This window comes from Pseudoalteromonas sp. MMG024 (assembly GCF_021654175.1).
In the GTDB taxonomy this organism is placed as follows: domain Bacteria; phylum Pseudomonadota; class Gammaproteobacteria; order Enterobacterales; family Alteromonadaceae; genus Pseudoalteromonas.
In genome coordinates this window covers 1-16697 of the sequence record NZ_JAKFZO010000023.1, presented here as the reverse complement: position 1 = coordinate 16697, position 16697 = coordinate 1, and the positions used below count along the sequence as shown (strand labels likewise).

At 39.9% G+C, this 16697-nt stretch carries 19 protein-coding genes and 2 tRNA genes; 9 read left to right on the top strand and 12 right to left on the bottom strand.

All coding sequences use genetic code 11. The features are described 5' to 3' along the window. Nucleotides 1–35 precede the first annotated feature (35 nt). Nucleotides 36–353 (top strand): YbjQ family protein, encoded by a 318-nt coding sequence (locus L1068_RS18140; protein WP_237131344.1) that lies wholly within the window; start codon nucleotides 36–38, stop codon nucleotides 351–353. Nucleotides 354–455: 102 nt separating this feature from the next. Beyond that, complete coding sequence (gene rraA, locus L1068_RS18135; RefSeq protein ID WP_237131343.1) at nucleotides 456–947, top strand: ribonuclease E activity regulator RraA; 492 nt, start codon at nucleotides 456–458, stop codon at nucleotides 945–947. A 94-nt stretch (nucleotides 948–1041) separates the two neighbouring features. On the opposite strand, the gene L1068_RS18130 is transcribed toward rraA, so the two are convergent. Together L1068_RS18130 and L1068_RS18125 are read right to left on the bottom strand one after the other, a co-directional pair. After that, nucleotides 1042–1134 (bottom strand) — tRNA-Ser (locus tag L1068_RS18130). Between the two features lie 19 nt (nucleotides 1135–1153). Next, nucleotides 1154–1244 (bottom strand) — tRNA-Ser (locus L1068_RS18125). 240 nt (nucleotides 1245–1484) lie between these two features. On the opposite strand from L1068_RS18125, the gene L1068_RS18120 reads away from it, so the two are divergent. Together L1068_RS18120 and L1068_RS18115 are read left to right on the top strand one after the other, a co-directional pair. Next, nucleotides 1485–1778: a DUF3718 domain-containing protein gene (locus L1068_RS18120; protein ID WP_237131342.1), complete on the top strand. Its 294-nt coding sequence runs from the start codon at nucleotides 1485–1487 to the stop codon at nucleotides 1776–1778. Nucleotides 1779–2070: 292 nt separating this feature from the next. Continuing rightward, nucleotides 2071–2364 (top strand): DUF3718 domain-containing protein, encoded by a 294-nt coding sequence (locus tag L1068_RS18115; RefSeq protein ID WP_237131341.1) that lies wholly within the window; start codon nucleotides 2071–2073, stop codon nucleotides 2362–2364. Between the two features lie 84 nt (nucleotides 2365–2448). On the opposite strand, the gene L1068_RS18110 is transcribed toward L1068_RS18115, so the two are convergent. The 3 genes from L1068_RS18110 to L1068_RS18100 all read right to left on the bottom strand — a co-directional run bounded on the left by L1068_RS18110 (nucleotide 2449) and on the right by L1068_RS18100 (nucleotide 5279). Continuing rightward, complete coding sequence (locus L1068_RS18110; RefSeq protein ID WP_010561387.1) at nucleotides 2449–3129, bottom strand: response regulator transcription factor; 681 nt, start codon at nucleotides 3127–3129, stop codon at nucleotides 2449–2451. Then, complete coding sequence (locus tag L1068_RS18105; protein ID WP_237131340.1) at nucleotides 3110–4738, bottom strand: HAMP domain-containing sensor histidine kinase; 1629 nt, start codon at nucleotides 4736–4738, stop codon at nucleotides 3110–3112. Before L1068_RS18105 ends, L1068_RS18110 begins: the two co-directional genes overlap by 20 nt. Before the next feature lie 400 nt (nucleotides 4739–5138). Then, a complete protein-coding gene (locus L1068_RS18100) occupies nucleotides 5139–5279 on the bottom strand; it encodes a hypothetical protein (RefSeq protein ID WP_157813522.1) in 141 nt (46 codons plus the stop codon). Nucleotides 5280–5500: 221 nt separating this feature from the next. Here L1068_RS18100 and L1068_RS18095 point away from each other — a divergent pair, with 221 nt between their 5' ends. Both L1068_RS18095 and L1068_RS18090 read left to right on the top strand, forming a co-directional pair. Further along, nucleotides 5501–6364 (top strand): diacylglycerol kinase family protein, encoded by an 864-nt coding sequence (locus L1068_RS18095; protein WP_237131339.1) that lies wholly within the window; start codon nucleotides 5501–5503, stop codon nucleotides 6362–6364. Between the two features lie 16 nt (nucleotides 6365–6380). Next, a complete protein-coding gene (locus L1068_RS18090; protein ID WP_237131338.1) occupies nucleotides 6381–9143 on the top strand; it encodes an HD domain-containing phosphohydrolase in 2763 nt (920 codons plus the stop codon). Between the two features lie 58 nt (nucleotides 9144–9201). On the opposite strand, the gene L1068_RS18085 is transcribed toward L1068_RS18090, so the two are convergent. Further along, complete coding sequence (locus L1068_RS18085; protein WP_237131337.1) at nucleotides 9202–10020, bottom strand: YggN family protein; 819 nt, start codon at nucleotides 10018–10020, stop codon at nucleotides 9202–9204. Between the two features lie 278 nt (nucleotides 10021–10298). On the opposite strand from L1068_RS18085, the gene L1068_RS18080 reads away from it, so the two are divergent. Then, entirely contained in the window at nucleotides 10299–10478 is a 180-nt protein-coding gene (locus L1068_RS18080) for a hypothetical protein (protein WP_040641207.1), read from the top strand. A gap of 177 nt (nucleotides 10479–10655) precedes the next feature. Here the strand turns inward: L1068_RS18080 and L1068_RS18075 are convergent, their stop codons facing one another. From L1068_RS18075 to L1068_RS18065, 3 genes are all read right to left on the bottom strand, one after another. Further along, nucleotides 10656–11096, bottom strand: coding sequence for a MarR family transcriptional regulator (locus L1068_RS18075; protein WP_237131336.1), 441 nt, complete (start codon nucleotides 11094–11096; stop codon nucleotides 10656–10658). A 1-nt stretch (nucleotide 11097) separates the two neighbouring features. After that, the gene (locus L1068_RS18070; RefSeq protein ID WP_054979349.1) at nucleotides 11098–11580 is read right to left on the bottom strand and encodes a glutathione peroxidase; all 483 of its coding nucleotides are present in this window, start codon (nucleotides 11578–11580) and stop codon (nucleotides 11098–11100) included. A gap of 83 nt (nucleotides 11581–11663) precedes the next feature. After that, entirely contained in the window at nucleotides 11664–12536 is an 873-nt protein-coding gene (locus tag L1068_RS18065; protein WP_237131335.1) for a LysR family transcriptional regulator, read from the bottom strand. A gap of 142 nt (nucleotides 12537–12678) precedes the next feature. Between L1068_RS18065 and L1068_RS18060 the strand changes: the two genes are divergently transcribed. Further along, complete coding sequence (locus L1068_RS18060) at nucleotides 12679–13830, top strand: iron-containing alcohol dehydrogenase (RefSeq protein ID WP_237131334.1); 1152 nt, start codon at nucleotides 12679–12681, stop codon at nucleotides 13828–13830. 35 nt (nucleotides 13831–13865) lie between these two features. On the opposite strand, the gene L1068_RS18055 is transcribed toward L1068_RS18060, so the two are convergent. From L1068_RS18055 to L1068_RS18045, 3 genes are read right to left on the bottom strand one after another with little or no spacing between them, the layout of a single operon-like run. Continuing rightward, nucleotides 13866–14168, bottom strand: coding sequence for an AzlD domain-containing protein (locus tag L1068_RS18055; RefSeq protein WP_054979351.1), 303 nt, complete (start codon nucleotides 14166–14168; stop codon nucleotides 13866–13868). After that, the gene (locus tag L1068_RS18050; RefSeq protein ID WP_237131333.1) at nucleotides 14162–14848 is read right to left on the bottom strand and encodes an AzlC family ABC transporter permease; all 687 of its coding nucleotides are present in this window, start codon (nucleotides 14846–14848) and stop codon (nucleotides 14162–14164) included. The genes L1068_RS18055 and L1068_RS18050 overlap by 7 nt, the downstream gene beginning before the upstream one ends. Before the next feature lie 26 nt (nucleotides 14849–14874). After that, nucleotides 14875–15699, bottom strand: a complete 825-nt coding sequence (locus L1068_RS18045; protein ID WP_237131332.1) for an AraC family transcriptional regulator — start codon at nucleotides 15697–15699, stop codon at nucleotides 14875–14877. A 220-nt stretch (nucleotides 15700–15919) separates the two neighbouring features. Between L1068_RS18045 and L1068_RS18040 the strand changes: the two genes are divergently transcribed. After that, a complete protein-coding gene (locus tag L1068_RS18040) occupies nucleotides 15920–16573 on the top strand; it encodes a cytochrome b/b6 domain-containing protein (protein WP_237131331.1) in 654 nt (217 codons plus the stop codon). The last annotated feature ends 124 nt before the right edge of the window (nucleotides 16574–16697 follow it).

Below are 16697 nucleotides of genomic sequence, written 5' to 3'. Positions count from 1 at the left end.
CTTACTCTAGCTACAAGCAAAACAGGAGTAAGAAAATGATTATTACCAATACCGAACAAGTCGCTAACTATCAAATCACGCAATCTCTAGGCTTAGTAACAGGTAATGTTGTACGCTCTAAACACGTAGGCCGTGACATTATGGCAGGTCTTAAAACTATTGTTGGTGGCGAGATTAGAGGCTACACGGAAATGATGACAGATGCGCGCTCAGTCGCTCAAGCACGAATGACAGAAGAAGCGCAGCGCTTAGGTGCAGACGCCGTGATTAATGTACGCTTTACCACAAGCGCAGTTGCCGCAGGCATGTCGGAGATCCTCGCTTACGGTACAGCGGTAAAAATCTCTAGATAATGAATTATTTCAGCTAGAAATGTCAGTTATTGACGAGATAAATTTTTTACACATTCCAAGCAGTGCTTTAATTTATTTACTAAAAAATAAATGGCACTGCTTATGACACATTTCACCACTCCCGACCTATACGACGAATATTCTGACCAACTTCAAGTGGCTAGCGCAGGGTTACTTCATTTTGGCAAAGTCACTAAGTTTACAGGCCAAGCAATCACCATCCAATGTCCAAATGATAACTCCAAGGTTGGTGAGTTACTCAAAAGTAACGGTGACGGTAAGGTATTAGTCGTCGACGCCAATAACGCTCAGAAATTCGCTTTTTTAGGCGATAATCTTGCCAAATTCGCCATCGAAAATAATTGGCAAGGCATTATTGTAAACGGCTGTGTGCGTGATGTTGAAATTTTAGAACAGATGTCTTTAGCTATTATGGCTAGAGGCTGTGTACCTCGAAAGACGCAAAAACAAGGTTTAGGCGAGCAAGTAAGAGCCGTCAGCTTTTTAGACATCACTATCCATAATGGCGATTGGATTTATGGCGATCGCAATGGATTATTAGTAAGTAAATCACAACTGATTGAATTGGGGTAAGCACTTCGAACTAAGAGTCCGAATCAAAGCCTCGCTTCACAAGCCATAAAGCAAAAAACCCCGCAACAAGTTGCAGGGTTTTTTGCTTTATACATGGCGGAGAAGGAGGGATTCGAACCCTCGATAGGGCTACAAACCCTATACTCCCTTAGCAGGGGAGCGCCTTCGGCCACTCGGCCACCTCTCCAGCGCAAATACATTTAAAATGGCGGAGAGATAGGGATTTGAACCCTAGATAGGCTATTAACCTATGCCGGTTTTCAAGACCGGTGCTTTCAACCACTCAGCCATCTCTCCATGCGCAAAATAATACTCAGCCAACCGTAAACTGTAAATAGCAAAAAGTTTGTTTGCTCAAATAAACATCAAAAAATTAACATTTTTATTAAAAAAAGTAGTTTTCACACCTTTATCATCAATATTTACCATCAATCACCAAACATTACCGCTAATCATTTTGCCGAACTCGACCTTTTAAAAATTCGTAATATAGAACCCAACAAAACGATTTAACTTCACCGCCATGAGGAATGAGACATGAATAAACTAGTTACAGCAACTATCGCAGCAGCAAGCATTTTATCTTTCAACGCAGCCGCTAAAGTAACACCAGCAGACAATAGCTTATCGTCAAAAATCTGCGCTGCAGCAGCAAATGAGCAAGATGGTAAATTACGTCGCTTACTTAAGCAGGAAAACAAAAACGTACGTAAAGCTGCTGAAAATATTTTATGTAACGGCAAGTCGCTAGAAGCATTTGCACAAGACATCAAAAACGCAAAAGTAGCAAAGCAATTTAGCAATAACACAGACTATATTGCTAAGCGCTAATAAACCAATTACCTGAAGTTAAAAGGGCGAGTTTACTTAAGTAGACTCGCCCTTTTCTATGTTTAATCACTGTTAGGATTTTCTACTTTCGATACACCAAAAAATAGATGAAAATTTTATCTACTAAAACTGACTTTTAACGATAGCTTTTTGCCATATTTCACTTATCACGCATATTTACCATCAATCACCAAACATTACCGCTAATCATCTTGCCGAACTCAATCTTTTAAAAATTCGTAATATAGAACCCAACAAAACGATTTAACTTCACCACAATGAGGAATGAGACATGAATAAACTAATTACAGCAACTATCGCAGCAGCAAGCATTTTATCTTTCAGCGCAACCGCTAAAGTAACACCATCAGATAATAGTCTATCGTCAAAAATCTGTGCCGCAGCAGCAAATGAGCAAGATGGTAAATTACGTCGCTTACTTAAGCAGGAAAACAAAAACGTACGTAAAGCTGCTGAAAATATTTTATGTAACGGCAAGTCGCTAGAAGCATTTGCACAAGACATCAAAAACGCAAAAGTAGCAAAGCGATTTAGCGTTAACACAGACTATATTGCTAAGCGCTAATAAACCAATTACCTGAAGTTAAAAGGGCGAGTTTACTTAAGTTAACTCGCCCTTTTTGATTCTTAAGCCCTGAGACTTTTGCAATTATGCACAAACCAATCGGTAGCCTATGCCTCGCTTAGTTTCGATCATGCTCTCGTCTTGATCTGACAGCATTAGCTTTTTACGTAACTTACCAATATATACATCAACAACATTGGTCATTGGATCCATTTCCATACCCCACACATTACTTAAAATGCGCTCGCGGCTAAGGTACTTGCCAGGGTTTGTCATTAGCAGTTCAAGTATCGCCATCTCTTTAACCGTTAGCGAAATTTCTTTATCTGCCAAGGTTACAATGTAGCTGTCACGATCAAATCTCAACTCTTCAAACGTTAAGGTATTCGAGCGTGCTTTTTGCGATGGCTTGCGACGCGTAACCGCTTCAATTCGCGCCAAAAGTTCTTCATACGCAAAAGGCTTAGTTACGTAATCATCTGCACCTAAACGTAAGCCGTGCACAATATCCTGAGAAGCATCCATGGCGGTCAGCATAATGATTGGAATCTCAAAGTTTTTAATGCGTAATGCCTGACACACTTCTAAGCCGTTTAACCCCGGAAGCATTATATCGAGCAAAATCAGATTAAAGTCGCCTTCAAGCGCCAGATCTAACCCTTCCTTACCGTCACTGGCACGCACCACAAAGTACCCTTCAGCACGTAATCCGCGCTCTAAAAAACTCGCTACGCGGTCATCGTCTTCAACTAATAAAATTCTCATTACGTTCCTCACCATTTAATGGTAATAGTATAGTCGCCACAGAGCCTACACCTGAAGCATTTGATTTTAAACTAATATGACCGCCATGCGCATCAACTATCGCCTTTGCAACAGGCAGACCTAACCCCGAACCAGGTGTGTTTGAACGGTTGCTACGATAGAAGCGTTCAAAAATATTTTCCAACTCTTGCTTAGTAACACCCTGACCTGCGTCAATTATTTTAATAATAACCACTTGCTGACGACACAATACTTTTACTTCTGTAATCGCATGTTCAGTCGAGTAGCTAAGTGCATTTTCTAACAAAATCATTAGTACTTGGCGAATTCTACGTTCATCAAGCTCAAGACTGATCTCTTCGCTAATATCAAATACTATATCTTGTTTACGCTCTTGCGCTTTACGACGGTACACATAACACAAATCCTGAATCAACTTTGATAGATTCACCTCACTACAAGAAAGCCTTAACTCACCTGCGCTCGACCGCGCAACTAACATCAAATCATCGATCAATGCAGTGGTGTGACTTACTTGATCAACAACTGCAACAAGGGTTTCAAGGTAATCATCGACATTCTCTGAATGACTGCGTAACAAGATCTCTGATTCACCGCGAATTATTGTAAGAGGCGTGCGTAATTCATGAGAAATATCAGCTAAAAATTGGCGACGCTGCTTATCAACATAGGCCAATTTTTCGTTGCTCAAAGCCAAGGCTTTTGTCCGCTCTTGTACTTTTTCTTCTAGCTGAAGTTTAGCCTCACCCAGTTCTGTTTGTTTGGTTTTTAACTCACTTGCCATAAAATTTAAGGCATCTGCAAGCTTGGCAAATTCGGTGTCTTTTAGTTTTGGAATACGGTGTTCTAGTTTACCGGCTGTAAACTGACTCGCTGCAAACTGAAGTTGTTTTGTTGCCTTTGAAATACGCTGCCAAAAAAACCAGATGGTCAGCATCATAAATAAACTTAATAGCCCGAGTGCAATTGCCAAGTAGCGGTTATTACGCTCAGACATGATTTTACTGTTATCACGGATCGCTTCAGCCTGTAAATTTTCTTGCTTTACGGCCTCACTTATTAAGGCATTAAACTCTGCATGCACGCCCTGTTGCTGCAATAAACGATACAGGCTTTGCGCTTCAGATAATTCACCGCGTGTAATCAGCGACCTGATTTCTTGCGAAGTCGTAATAATGCGCTCAACTTTTTGTGTTACTCGGTCTAACAATGCGAGCTCATTTTGCGTGCTGACCTCAGGTGCCAAAGCTACTTTTTTTAACAGAGAATTACGTACTTCAACAATTGCTGTACGCAACTTTTGCTCATTTTCTTCGCGTAACTCAGGCGCAAGCACGATGCCGTTGCGCGACATTTCACCGATCGCAACAAGCTTTTCGAAAGTGTAAAGAGCAATATTTGAATACTGGTTAAGAATTTTATGAACAAGTTCTGATTTTTGTGCATTATCTTTAAAGCGGGTTGAACTATCAAAGTAAAGACCTGCCATCGCTGAGCTGAACAGTGAAATGATCACTAACGCGATAAGTAATTTATGAGTAAGGCGACTTTGGATTTGATAAGGAAGGTGATTCAACTGCTTTTCCATTCAATGGGTTACCAACTAATTAGTGCATAAATACTAAGTTAGCCGTAAATCTGCGAGTTTACTATATTGTAAGAAGTAAAAAGAGTTAATAATTCACCTACCTATTAACTCTCACAACAACAATATTGGGATTGCGTTCCTGTCCCCTGAAAATACCATCGACTTAAATATTCTTGCGTCAATTAAAGCCGACGGTAATACAGGAACGCGAGACACATAGTAATGACAACAGCTAAATTAAGCCTGTTGAATTAATTAAACTTTCCTAAGTCATATTTAAAAATTAGTTAAACAACATAACTGACTTAAAAAAGCATTAGATTATTAAATTAAAAAAGGCTGTAATTTATAAAATTACAGCCTTTTAAACAGGTGCGAACGGTCGCAAATAAATCATCATTTATTTATATGCAACTGCGCCTGCTAATGCGAGTTTTTTGCCATAGCGGTTTAATTTAGCCAATAAGCTTTTTTTACCGTTATTAGAACGAGTTAGTTGACCTTGAGATTGGCCACCTTGATTTAACGCTTGTTTAGTCATGTGATTGCTCCTGTTGTTTAACTAGGTGCTATTTTGCGTTTAAATATGGTTAAAATCCAATCAATAAAATTACCATTTTGACATGAATTTTTCTAATGCGAAATTTAAATAACTATAGTTGCATATAAACTGCATAAATGTGCAAAGCCCAATCCTATCTATTTGACCTAAAAGCCTTAAACGGGCAAGCTTGTGTTTAGCGTTTTATTAATCACCATTTCATGAATAAACATTATCTAATTGTTTTAAACCCACTACCAAATAAACAAAAAAAATATTGGTTAAATTGGCTTGTTACCACCTTAAAGCAGCAACAACATAGCTACTATATTTTTACGACCTCAGCAGTATTAGCGGATAACCAACTTTTCTTTAAACAACATTTGGCAGAGTACACTGAAGTGGTCATGCTGGGTGGTGATGGCACGCTACATTTGCTAGCCAATTGCATGGCTTACAGCAACAAACCGATTACCGTTTTGCCGTGCGGTACCGGTAACGACTTTATGCGCAATTTTGCCTATAGCAAACAACAACTAAAGCATTTAATACAAAGCGATCGTTTAATGACAATTGATTTAGGAAAAGTTAATGCGCGTTATTTTATTAATAGTGCCGGTGTAGGCTTTGACGCTGAAATTGTAGAGCGCACCAAAGGAAATAAAGGCTGGTTAGCGCGTTTTAGCTATTTATATCATACCCTTGCTTGTCTTTTATTCTTTAAGGAGTCGCTCTTATCATTAAAGCAGCAAGGTAAAGAAACACATTATAAAAACTTTCTTACGGTGTTTGCTAATGGCAAATACTTTGGCGGCGGTATGAAAATTGCGCCAAACGCAGAGTTAAACTCGTCGCACTTAATGCGTTACAGTGTAGAAAAGACACATTTAGCTAAAAAGCTCTGGGCTTTACCTAAGCTCTATTACGGTAAACATGTTTCGCTACCAGAAGTGAAGGAACACGCATTTACACAACTTGAAGTCTTGACCCCAAACTTGCCTGTGCAAGCAGATGGAGAATCTGCAGGCCACACACCGGTGGTGATTGAAGTAGCTAAAAGCGCGTTAACGATAAAAATCATTTAATTGCAGTGAGTTAATCATGCCTAAACTGAGCATTATCACATTTTCGACTATTGCTGTTTTGATGTCGTCGTTACTCATTAGTAGCACATTTATTTATCTGAATTATCAAAATCGTTTGGAGTATGCTACAACTCAAGCACTCAATAATCATCAACAAGCGCTCAAAGATGTACTAACACGTATTCGTTCTGATTACAGTAACGAACACAAAGTCATCAATAGCCTTATTTACCGTTATCAAGCAAAGCAAGCGCTCCTTAAAGAGTTCCCCCCGTTACTTTTACGCGAACTCAGTATGTTTTTACACAGTGACGAACATGCCGATGCCATAATGATCGTCACAGCAGATAATACTCTTTGGGCACTTCACCAAATTAAATCTGCCGAAACAAAAGGCTTATTTGATTCTCCAAACAACGCTTATTTTTTACTGCAAAAGATAAACGATAATAAAGAAGTTCGTTATTTTTATGATCAAGCGCTAACACTAATCAAAAAACAAGCACTCCCCGCCACTATTAATATCGAAGAGCGCCCATGGTACCAACAAGCCAAAACCGCTCACAAAGTTACCGTGGTTGAGCCCTATCTTGACAATTTTCGCAACGAAAAAGTGTTTTCGATGGTGAAACAAGTTAATCAACTAACAGTAAACCTAGACCTTAATTCACAAGCTCTGTCCGAAAGCATGCGCCATGACGCTCTCAAATTTAACACTTGGCTGTTTTTAATGAACAGTCAAAATAAGCTCTTGGCATTACAAGATGGTCAGAATATTCAATTAAATAACCAACAAATTGCACCTTGGCAAACGTGGTTAGCCCACTCCGCAGCACAGGTAAGATCATCGGATAGTCATTCACTCACGAAAATACAAACTAAAAATCAGTCATGGTATATCAGTGCATCAGAAATAAGTACTGAAGAAGGTAGTAACATCATGTTAGTTGCAGCCACCGAAGCAGAGGATATTCTCGCACCAATAAATGCACAGCTGTATCAGTGGTTGTTTATCTCTATTGGATTATGTTTATTAGTATTACCTTTGAGTTATTTTGTTGCTCACCTTATGACGCGTCCCATTCGTCAAGTAAACGAATATGCGTCACAGTTAGCCAATTTCGAAGCACCTAAAAAATCAACTCGCTATACCCAAGTAACTGAAATTGAAGAACTAGCTCATAGTTTAGAACTTCTTCACAGTAACTTAGTAGAGTTTTTCAGCCTGCTTGAAACCCTTTCAAAAGAACAAAACTTACAACATTTAATCGATAAAATAGCCCTTAAATCGATGCAAATGATGCATGCCAAAGGGTGTTTGATTCTTCTCACGAAAAACCAAACATTAGTAGCTGAATTCTTACAGTATCATAAGCAAAAATTCACACTAGATAATCTGCCCAATATCGACTGGCACGCGTTATACACTATTTGTGATACAACAAAGATAAATCAATTACCTGAAACGTTACAAACCCTGTTTTCACAAGCCGATTCAGAATGCTACCAAGCGCTTGTTCCGCTAAAAAATCGCGAGCAGCAAGTCATTGGCCTACAAATATATTTTTATCCTGTAAGTATGCCGCAAGAGCACATTAGTCTGAAGCTTGCTGAGCAAGTTGCCACGTTTTTTGGTGTCGCAATTGAAGGACGAAAACTGGTCAATAGACAAGAGAAGTTGCTCGATTCCTTTATTCAAGTCATTGCGGGTGCGATTGATACTAAATCTCACTATACGGGTAAACACTGTCAACGAGTGCCTGAGCTTGCCACACAAATTGCTGAAGCAGCGAGCCAATCCTCGCAGTTTCCTAATTTTCATTTTGATGAAAGTGCGAGGCGCCAACTATCAATCGCTGCTTGGTTACATGACTGTGGCAAAGTCACAACGCCAGAATACATCGTGGACAAAGCCACTCGATTAGAAACAATTTACAACCGCATTCATGAAATTAGAACGCGTTTTGAAGTAGTAAAACGTGATTTAGAAATTGACGCACTAAAAGAAATCTTAGCCGGTGCGGATAAAAGCGCAGTCAATGCTAAATTAATGAAACAAATAAAGCAGTTAGAAAGTGACTTTGCGCATGTAGCTTATTGCAATAGCGCTGAGTTTGTATCGGACAATGACAAAAACAAACTCCATGAAATCGCACAACTGAATTGGCAACCATACTTTAATGAGCGTCTAGGGTTATCACAAGAAGAGTTAACTCAATACATTGATTACCCGGAGGTTTCTGAGCTTAGTATTTTGGCCGATAAACCAAGTCACTTGCTTTATAATCAAAACTTACGCTGCGATAGCACTAAGTATAATTTACAACAGCCCGAGTTAAGAAATAACCTTGGTGAGCTCTATAATCTAAGTGTAAGTGCCGGTACTATTAATTCAGAAGAGCGTTATGCGATCAACCATCACATCATTCAAACAATTGAAATTCTTGAGAAGCTACCATTTCCAAAACATTTAAGCAGAGTGCCAGAGATCGCAGGCGCACATCATGAAAAACTTAATGGTAAAGGCTACCCCAAAGGGCTGTTTGGTGAGCAAATTAGCTTTGAAGCACGCATTCTAGCAATTGCTGATATTTTTGAAGCACTCACCGCCTCGGATCGGCCTTATAAAACAGCTAAGACCCTGTCACAAGCCCTTGGCATAATGCAACAACTCGCAAGTAAAGGTGAGCTAGACCAAGATTTACTCAACTTTTTCATTGCCGAAAAGATCCCGGAACACTATGGGGAAGTTCACTTAAAAGCTGAACAACTCAATTAAAAAGGGAGCTAATGCTCCCTAAAATGATGACTGACGCTGTAAATAATGTTTACTTACATTAGATTGATGATTTTTTAGTTTCCACTTTAAATACATCGTAATTTGCAAGTGCCGGAATGCGCGCTTGTAACTCATCCTCTTGCATTGCTAGGTCTTTAAAGTCAAAACACATTTGGTCGGCTCTTTGCTCAATATTCTTCGCTTGTATCTCAACTTTTTCTTCAATTTGCTCGCCCATACGTTCCATGCGTTGCTCAAACTCGCTCATATCGCCGCCAGAACTTAACATTTCGCTACCTACCGTAATCAGCAAGCTGCCAATGGATTCCATAATCATTTCTTCCATTGCTTGTTCCATCTGCTGGTCGAACTTACTATCGAATGTGTCGCCAATGTTATCGAAACGGCCTTGATCCATAATGAATGTGCCACCGTCATAAAATGCAGCGTGAATTTCATCGCCAATCTCTGACATCATTTGTTCCATTGTAGCCATATTCTCTAAGCCAAATGCATTGCCCACCTCGCTTAGGGCAACACCTGCTAACGCGACACCTTCCATCGCAATCTCAGCCACTTGTGGAACCTGACCGCGCACATCGCTAGAGTAACGGGCAAGTAATGTTTGATCCGCTGCAGAGAGTGACTGCGCTTCGCCATTAATCTGCAAGTTACCATCTTGGTCAATAACTACTTCACCTGAAGCAGCTTTGATATTAACCGTATCAGGTGTAATTGATAGGGTGTTATTAAATTCTAAATTGCAGCTATCCGACGAAAAGCTCATATTGCTGTCGTGACCATCTTGATGTGCTACTGCATTTGTTGATAAGCCAATACACGCTGCCACTGCTGTTGTTAAAAGTAATTGTTTCATAGTGATTCCCGTATCTTTTGCGTTTTAATTTTTTCTCTCGTTGATATAGCTATATCAAGGTCAGTGCCAAATTTAAAAAACATATAAAATACATATGGATAACTATTTTATCGTGACTTTAAGAGCTTCTAAAAAGTATGTAAAAACTAAAAAGTAGTAAATTTAACCATGTAATTTGTGTATTTGACTAAGTTATTTGAAATATATTTACTTGCGCAAAATACAATAATGGCTATTACTGTTTATGAGTGCTTAAACATTTAATGTTGAGGGTGATCATGAAAGATAATTACCAAAACATAAACAATCAAGAGCCGCTAAATAGCGATTTAGAAAACAACCAAGAAAACGAACATAAACGCGAAGTTAAAAAACGTTTAGAAGATATTTTAGAAAGAAAGCGATTACGAAAATCCATTGGCATGGATGACACCCACAATTACTGGGATGAGCTATAACAGCATTTCGCGCCATTGTTTAAAAAAAATAATTAGCCACTGTTGATGCTTTATGTGGCGGGCATTGCACATCCCTAATTCCAAACTTAGTCACACAAAAATAATAAAAATCAGTCAATATAAATTAATCCATAGAATTAGCGCGTATTGATCTGAACGGATTCACCTAAATTTAGGTTAGCTGTGTTCGTTTAACTGCAACATTAAATCACCGAGCAAAGCTTTTAGTTGGGCCGCTTTATCAAGATCTAACCCTACTTTATCTACCAGTTGCGAAGGTAGGCACGAAAGCGACTGCTGCAGCAAATTGCCGTAATCAGTTAAATAAATACGTACTTTTCGCTCATCCCAATCATCACGCCTGCGCTCAATTAAGTTGTTGTCGGCCATACGCTTTAAAATAGGCGTTAATGTATTATTGTTTAAAATCGCCTGCTGCCCAATTTCACCCACAGTAACACCATCTTGCTGCCATAAAATCAGTAAAATAACGTACTGCGGATAAGTTAGTTTGTATTTGTCCAACTCAGGCTGATAAAGCCGCGTCACTAGACGTGACGCCGCATAAATTGGAAAGCAAAGTTGATTTTCTAACAGTTGCTCGGGCTTACTTGTCATACTATTGCGCCAGTGCTTTTTCGATATAGCTAGCAAGTGCGTCGGGTTTTGTTGTTGGCGCAAAACGCTTAACTGGCTTGCCATCTCGGCCAATTAAAAACTTAGTAAAATTCCATTTAATTTTATTGCCTAAAATACCCGATAATTCAGTGCGTAAATACTTATAAAGTGGGTGGCTATTTTCACCATTTACATCGATTTTCTCTGTCATAGTGAAATCAACGCCATAGTTAATTAAACATTCGCCCTGAATTTGTTCCGGCGAACCAGGTTCTTGTTGGCCAAACTGGTTACACGGGCAACCAATAATAACTAAACCTTGGTCGCTATACTTTTTGTGTAGCGCTTGAAGACCTTCATATTGTGGTGTCAATCCACACTTACTCGCTGTATTTACGACTAATACGACTTTGCCTGCAAAATCTGCAAAGTCGATATTCTGACCTTGCAAACTGTTAATACTAAATTGATAAAATGGTGCCATTAGCTTTCTCCTCTGTTGCAGTCAAATATATCGCGCACGATATAATCGCACAATAATAGTTCAAAAATTGAAATAAATCGCGGTCATCTCGATTTAAACTCTTCAATTAAAAAATCTATTAATAAACGTACTCTTAAGGGCATTAGATCACGATTGGGGTAAACCAGCCAAGAAGCGTTATCTGCAACTTGATATGAGTCTAATAAGCTTACTAATTTACCACTTTCAATATAGTCCCCAACAATATCATACGCTAGATGAGCAATGCCCAAGCCCGATAAACACGCTTGCAGCAGCGCTTCTCCATTATTGCTGCGCCAACGTCCAGCCACCTTAAACTCTTTAATATTGTTGCCCATATTAAAGCGCCAACGGTTAGTAACTGCTATTAAACAATTATGCTCTATCAATTGCTCTGGGTGGCTTGGCGCAGGAAACCTTGCTAAGTACTCAGGCGATGCAACTAAAGTCATAACACGTGTTGAAAGTGGCCGCGCAATTAAATTAGAGTCAGCCATTCGGCCAAATCGAATCGCTAAATCAACGCCTTCGGCAATCAAATCTACATTGCGGTTATTAAAATCCATGGTAATCGACACTTGCGAATAACGCTGACAAAACTGCGCGAGCTTAGGTGCAATTTGCTTTGAGGCAAAATCGCCAGCACACGAGATTTTAATCTTGCCCTTCGGCTCTTGTTGTTCACCTTGCAGCGCTAGGTTAGCCTCTTCCATTGCAGATTGAATCGAGTGTAATGAGGCTGCATATTGCTGCCCTGCTTCAGTTAAATTAAGCGAACGCGTTGTTCGTTTTAAAAGCGCAACACCCAATCTCGACTCTAATTGCGAGACGCTACGGCTAATATGTGATGTTGAGACATCTAGCACTTTAGCAGCTTGAGTAAAGCTACCACAGTCCACTACAGCCAAAAATTCGTTGATCCCTTGCCAGTTCATACCAAGCACCCATGCAAAAATAGAAATTAGAACACACTTATTATTGCATAAATGCAAAAGTGATTTGTCAACAGTGGGGATTATCCCAACTCAGAAAAACGTTAGACTGGCTTTAATTACCGTACCTAATTGAGGCAATACAATGGAATTTAGTTTTGTAAATCCAACTAAAATTATTTTTGGCCAAGGCCAAATCGCAAACATTCAACACGAGATCCCACAGTCAGCAAAAGTACTGGTTATTTATGGCGGTGGCAGTATCAAACAAAATGGTATTTACCAGCAGGTAACCGATGCCCTGAGTGAACACCAAGTTTTTGAGTTTTCGGGTATTGAGCCAAACCCGAGTTATGAAACCGCAATGCGTGCCGTTGCACAAATAAAAGAGCACAACATCGATTATTTACTTGCGGTAGGCGGTGGCTCCGTTATTGATGGCACTAAGTTTATTGCTGCTGCGGCCAAGTTCGATGGTGAACCATGGGATATTTTAGCAAAAGCAGAAGAAGTAACAGACGCTCTGCCAATTGGTGTTGTACTTACCTTACCCGCCACTGGCTCGGAATCAAATAGCTATTCAGTTGTGTCTAAGCTCGACACCAACGACAAACTGCCGTTTGCAAGTGAAAAAGTACAACCAAAGTTCGCAGTACTTGATGCACAAGTAACAAAAACATTACCTGAAAGACAATTAGCGAACGGTGTCGTTGACGCATTTGTGCACGTTATGGAGCAATACTTAACATTTGACCATGGCGCTAAAGTGCAAGATCGCTTTGCTGAAGGTTTATTGCATACGCTAATTGAAGATGGCCCACGTGTGTTCGCAGAGCCAGATAACATGATGGTTCGTGAAAACCTAATGTGGTCGGCAACTATGGCACTAAACGGGCTAATTGGTGCAGGTGTACCACAAGACTGGTCTACACATATGCTTGGCCATGAAGTAACTGCATTATACGGCTTAGATCACGCGCAAACTCTCGCCATTGTGCTGCCACGTATGATGAACGCTATGCGCCAACAAAAAGAAGCGAAGTTATTGCAGTATGCTGAACGTATTTGGGGTATTACAGAGCAAGATAAAAACTTAGCCATTGACCAAGCGATTGAAAAAACCGAGGTGTTTTTCCACTCGGTAAACATGCCAACACGTTTAAGCGATTACCAGTTAGATGAAAAAGTAGCTGATGCCGTCGTTGAACAACTTGAACGTCACGGTATGACTGAGCTGGGTGAAAGCCAACAAGTAACACTTGATATAAGCCGCGCAGTATTAAAGGCGTCGGTTTAAGCGCCCGCTTCTAAACTCTAACTGCTTTAAAGCAGTTAGAGTTTCAGTAAAAAGAACACCACTAAACTCACCACGGTAGTGACATATAAATTCTTAAAGCGATATGCCAGTAAAACGGCAACACCTGCTGCTATTAAATACGGATTATCGAGCGAAATAGCCAACTCCCCCTGTTGCACAAATACAATCGGTACCCAAATCGCGGTAAGTACACAGGGCGCGCTAAAACTTAAAAAACGCTGCATTTTAGGCCCAATGCTAAAGGGTAAACGCTTAGATAAAAATAAAAAACGCGTTGTGAACGTGACGCATGCCATCAAAAAAATAATCTTTAGCATTTTGCACCTCGTCTGCTTTCAAGCACATAACCCATACTCATGCCCAGCAGCGCTGCGAAAATAAGTCCAAGTTCAAATTGCCACAGTTTAAAAATAACAATACTGACAGCCGAGGTTAAACACGCAATTAGCACTGGCCAATTGTTGATGCTTGGGATCACCAAAGCGATAAAAATTGAGGCGATCGCAAAGTCTAACCCAAGCTGAGTAAGGTCCGGCAGTAATGCCCCTGCTACAACACCTATGAGCGTCCAAATATTCCAAGCGATATAAAAGCTGCCGCCCGCAACTAAGGCGTAAACTAGCCTTACTTTCCCTTGATATGCCCTATGGTGATGTGAAAAAGCAAAAAGCTCATCCGTTAGTAAAAAACCCAAGCCTAAACGCCACTTAAGCGGCTTATCAATTAAACGATGGCGCACACTTAAGCCATACAAAAAGTGGCGAGCGCTTATAATAAAAGTAGTGACTAAAATGGTGATAAGTGAAGCGTTACCAGCAATTAATTCTATAGCAACCAGTTGCGCAGACCCGGCAAACACCAATAGTGACATTAGCTGTGCCTCTAGCGGACTAAAACCCGATTGCACTGCCAGTGAGCCACATAAAATACCCCATGGGATCACCGCTAGATTAAGTGGAAGCATATCCCAAAACCCTTTAGCAATTGCTGTTTTCATTTTATTCTCGTTGATTGACCAGTAATTTATGAGGCTTGGTAAAGTACTGCCTTGCTGTACTGTTTAGGGGTTAACCCCATATTCTTCTTAAAATATCGATGAAAGTGACTTTGGTCATAAAAACCAACAGATAATGCCACTTCATTAATCGCAAGCCCCGAGCGTAGCATTTGCTTGGCACGATTTATACGAAATTGCGTTTGATAAACATGCGGTGTCATACCTGTTTCAGCCTTAAACTGTCGAATAAAGTGAAACGGACTCATATGAGCAATCGCGGCAAGTTCGGTCAAACTTATATTATCGAAATAATAATCGCGCAAATAATCAAGCGCAGTGTTTAGTTGTGGTTTGCGTGATAGCCCTTTTAAATTAAAAGCACTTTTATTATGGCGAGCAATTAAATTAATTAATAATTGATACAATGCTGACTGTTTTGCCAATACACTTTTCTCAGTCGCGAGTAAATCAAAAGTAAACGCCATTTGCTGTGCTAACACAGGGTCGAACACTACCGCTTGCTCAAAATAGGGCGCGCCTAGTTTTGCTTTACCAATATCATCCGTTAGCCCTTCAAATAACTCTGGAGTTGGATACATAGCACGGTAACCCCAGCCATGCTCTGTCGCAGTTTGACCATTATGCACTTGGTCTGCATTAACTAAGATAATACTGCTTGCTGGCGCGACATGATTTGCACCACTGCGAAAAAACCGCTGTGCACCATTTTCAATTAACCCTATGGTATAACCTTCATGACTATGGCGTGCGAAATTCTGCTGCTTGTACTGCGCTTTAAGTACTTCGAGTCCATTTAAATCCTGATGATATTGAAAGACTGTGTTTTCCATGAAAGCTTCTCAAAAATAAAGGGGAGCAAAATGTTTACACAATCAGTATAGCCAAGCGGTTTTTTTAAAATTGTACAAAATTGCTCAATAGCATTTTTTATAATGTTTAACGTATTTGCTTACCGTATTTATCTGATTTATGGCAACATAGTAATACTTCAATTTGGGTCTAACGACCTTACATATTGATTTATTTTTACAACACGCTTTAGGGGCCAAAATGCAAAAAACACAAGTATGGGATGGATTTATCCGTTTTTTCCATTGGAGCATGGTCGCATTAGTTGCAACACTTTACTATTCGGCTGAAAACAGCCTTATGGAAGTGCACTTTGTCGCAGGCTTCACACTATTAGCACTATTAGCAACACGTATTATTTGGGGCATTATCGGCAGTGATACTGCAAAGTTATCGGCATTACTGCATTCACCCAAAAGCACTATCGCAGCGATTAAAGGGCAGCAACAAACTAAACCAGGGCACAATGCAGCTGGTAGTTATATGGTGATCGCGTTTCTTATATTACTTATTTCGCAAGCCGTTACGGGTTTAATGACCACAGACGATATAATGTATGATGGTCCGTTAGTGGCTATGGTGAGTAGTGATCTTTCTTCACTTGCTAGCAGCTTACACCGCAACTTATTTGACTATATCTTAATTGCCATCGCACTGCATATTGCAGCTATTGTTATTTATAAACTAAAAGGCAAAGCACTTGTGCCACCTATGATTACAGGCAAAACAGCAGAAAGTTATGAACAAAGTGTCAAAATGAAAAGCGGTTGGTTAGGTTTTGCGATTTTTGCAGTGCTTGGCACGGCTATTCTCTACATTTGGGGCGCTGAGTCAATTAGTACATTGATGGGCTAAACTAACACCAAGTAACCACATTAAAAAAGGTCAGCATATGCTTAGCACCACTCGCTTAAGAGCGAGTGGTGCTTTTTCTTTTATACCTCGCAGGATATTTTTGCGTTTTAGCGAGTACGGAACA

Coding starts and splice junctions, on each gene's coding strand:
- L1068_RS18065 (WP_237131335.1), bottom strand. CDS start 12,536: ATGAACTGGCAAGGGATCAACGAATTTTTGGCTGTAGTGGACTGTGGT.
- L1068_RS18070 (WP_054979349.1), bottom strand. CDS start 11,580: ATGGCACCATTTTATCAATTTAGTATTAACAGTTTGCAAGGTCAGAAT.
- L1068_RS18105 (WP_237131340.1), bottom strand. CDS start 4,738: ATGGAAAAGCAGTTGAATCACCTTCCTTATCAAATCCAAAGTCGCCTT.
- L1068_RS18140 (WP_237131344.1), top strand. CDS start 36: ATGATTATTACCAATACCGAACAAGTCGCTAACTATCAAATCACGCAA.
- L1068_RS18050 (WP_237131333.1), bottom strand. CDS start 14,848: ATGAAAACAGCAATTGCTAAAGGGTTTTGGGATATGCTTCCACTTAAT.
- rraA (WP_237131343.1), top strand. CDS start 456: ATGACACATTTCACCACTCCCGACCTATACGACGAATATTCTGACCAA.
- L1068_RS18075 (WP_237131336.1), bottom strand. CDS start 11,096: ATGACAAGTAAGCCCGAGCAACTGTTAGAAAATCAACTTTGCTTTCCA.
- L1068_RS18040 (WP_237131331.1), top strand. CDS start 15,920: ATGCAAAAAACACAAGTATGGGATGGATTTATCCGTTTTTTCCATTGG.
- L1068_RS18080 (WP_040641207.1), top strand. CDS start 10,299: ATGAAAGATAATTACCAAAACATAAACAATCAAGAGCCGCTAAATAGC.
- L1068_RS18045 (WP_237131332.1), bottom strand. CDS start 15,699: ATGGAAAACACAGTCTTTCAATATCATCAGGATTTAAATGGACTCGAA.
- L1068_RS18110 (WP_010561387.1), bottom strand. CDS start 3,129: ATGAGAATTTTATTAGTTGAAGACGATGACCGCGTAGCGAGTTTTTTA.
- L1068_RS18115 (WP_237131341.1), top strand. CDS start 2,071: ATGAATAAACTAATTACAGCAACTATCGCAGCAGCAAGCATTTTATCT.
- L1068_RS18090 (WP_237131338.1), top strand. CDS start 6,381: ATGCCTAAACTGAGCATTATCACATTTTCGACTATTGCTGTTTTGATG.
- L1068_RS18055 (WP_054979351.1), bottom strand. CDS start 14,168: ATGCTAAAGATTATTTTTTTGATGGCATGCGTCACGTTCACAACGCGT.
- L1068_RS18085 (WP_237131337.1), bottom strand. CDS start 10,020: ATGAAACAATTACTTTTAACAACAGCAGTGGCAGCGTGTATTGGCTTA.
- L1068_RS18120 (WP_237131342.1), top strand. CDS start 1,485: ATGAATAAACTAGTTACAGCAACTATCGCAGCAGCAAGCATTTTATCT.
- L1068_RS18060 (WP_237131334.1), top strand. CDS start 12,679: ATGGAATTTAGTTTTGTAAATCCAACTAAAATTATTTTTGGCCAAGGC.
- L1068_RS18095 (WP_237131339.1), top strand. CDS start 5,501: ATGAATAAACATTATCTAATTGTTTTAAACCCACTACCAAATAAACAA.
- L1068_RS18100 (WP_157813522.1), bottom strand. CDS start 5,279: ATGACTAAACAAGCGTTAAATCAAGGTGGCCAATCTCAAGGTCAACTA.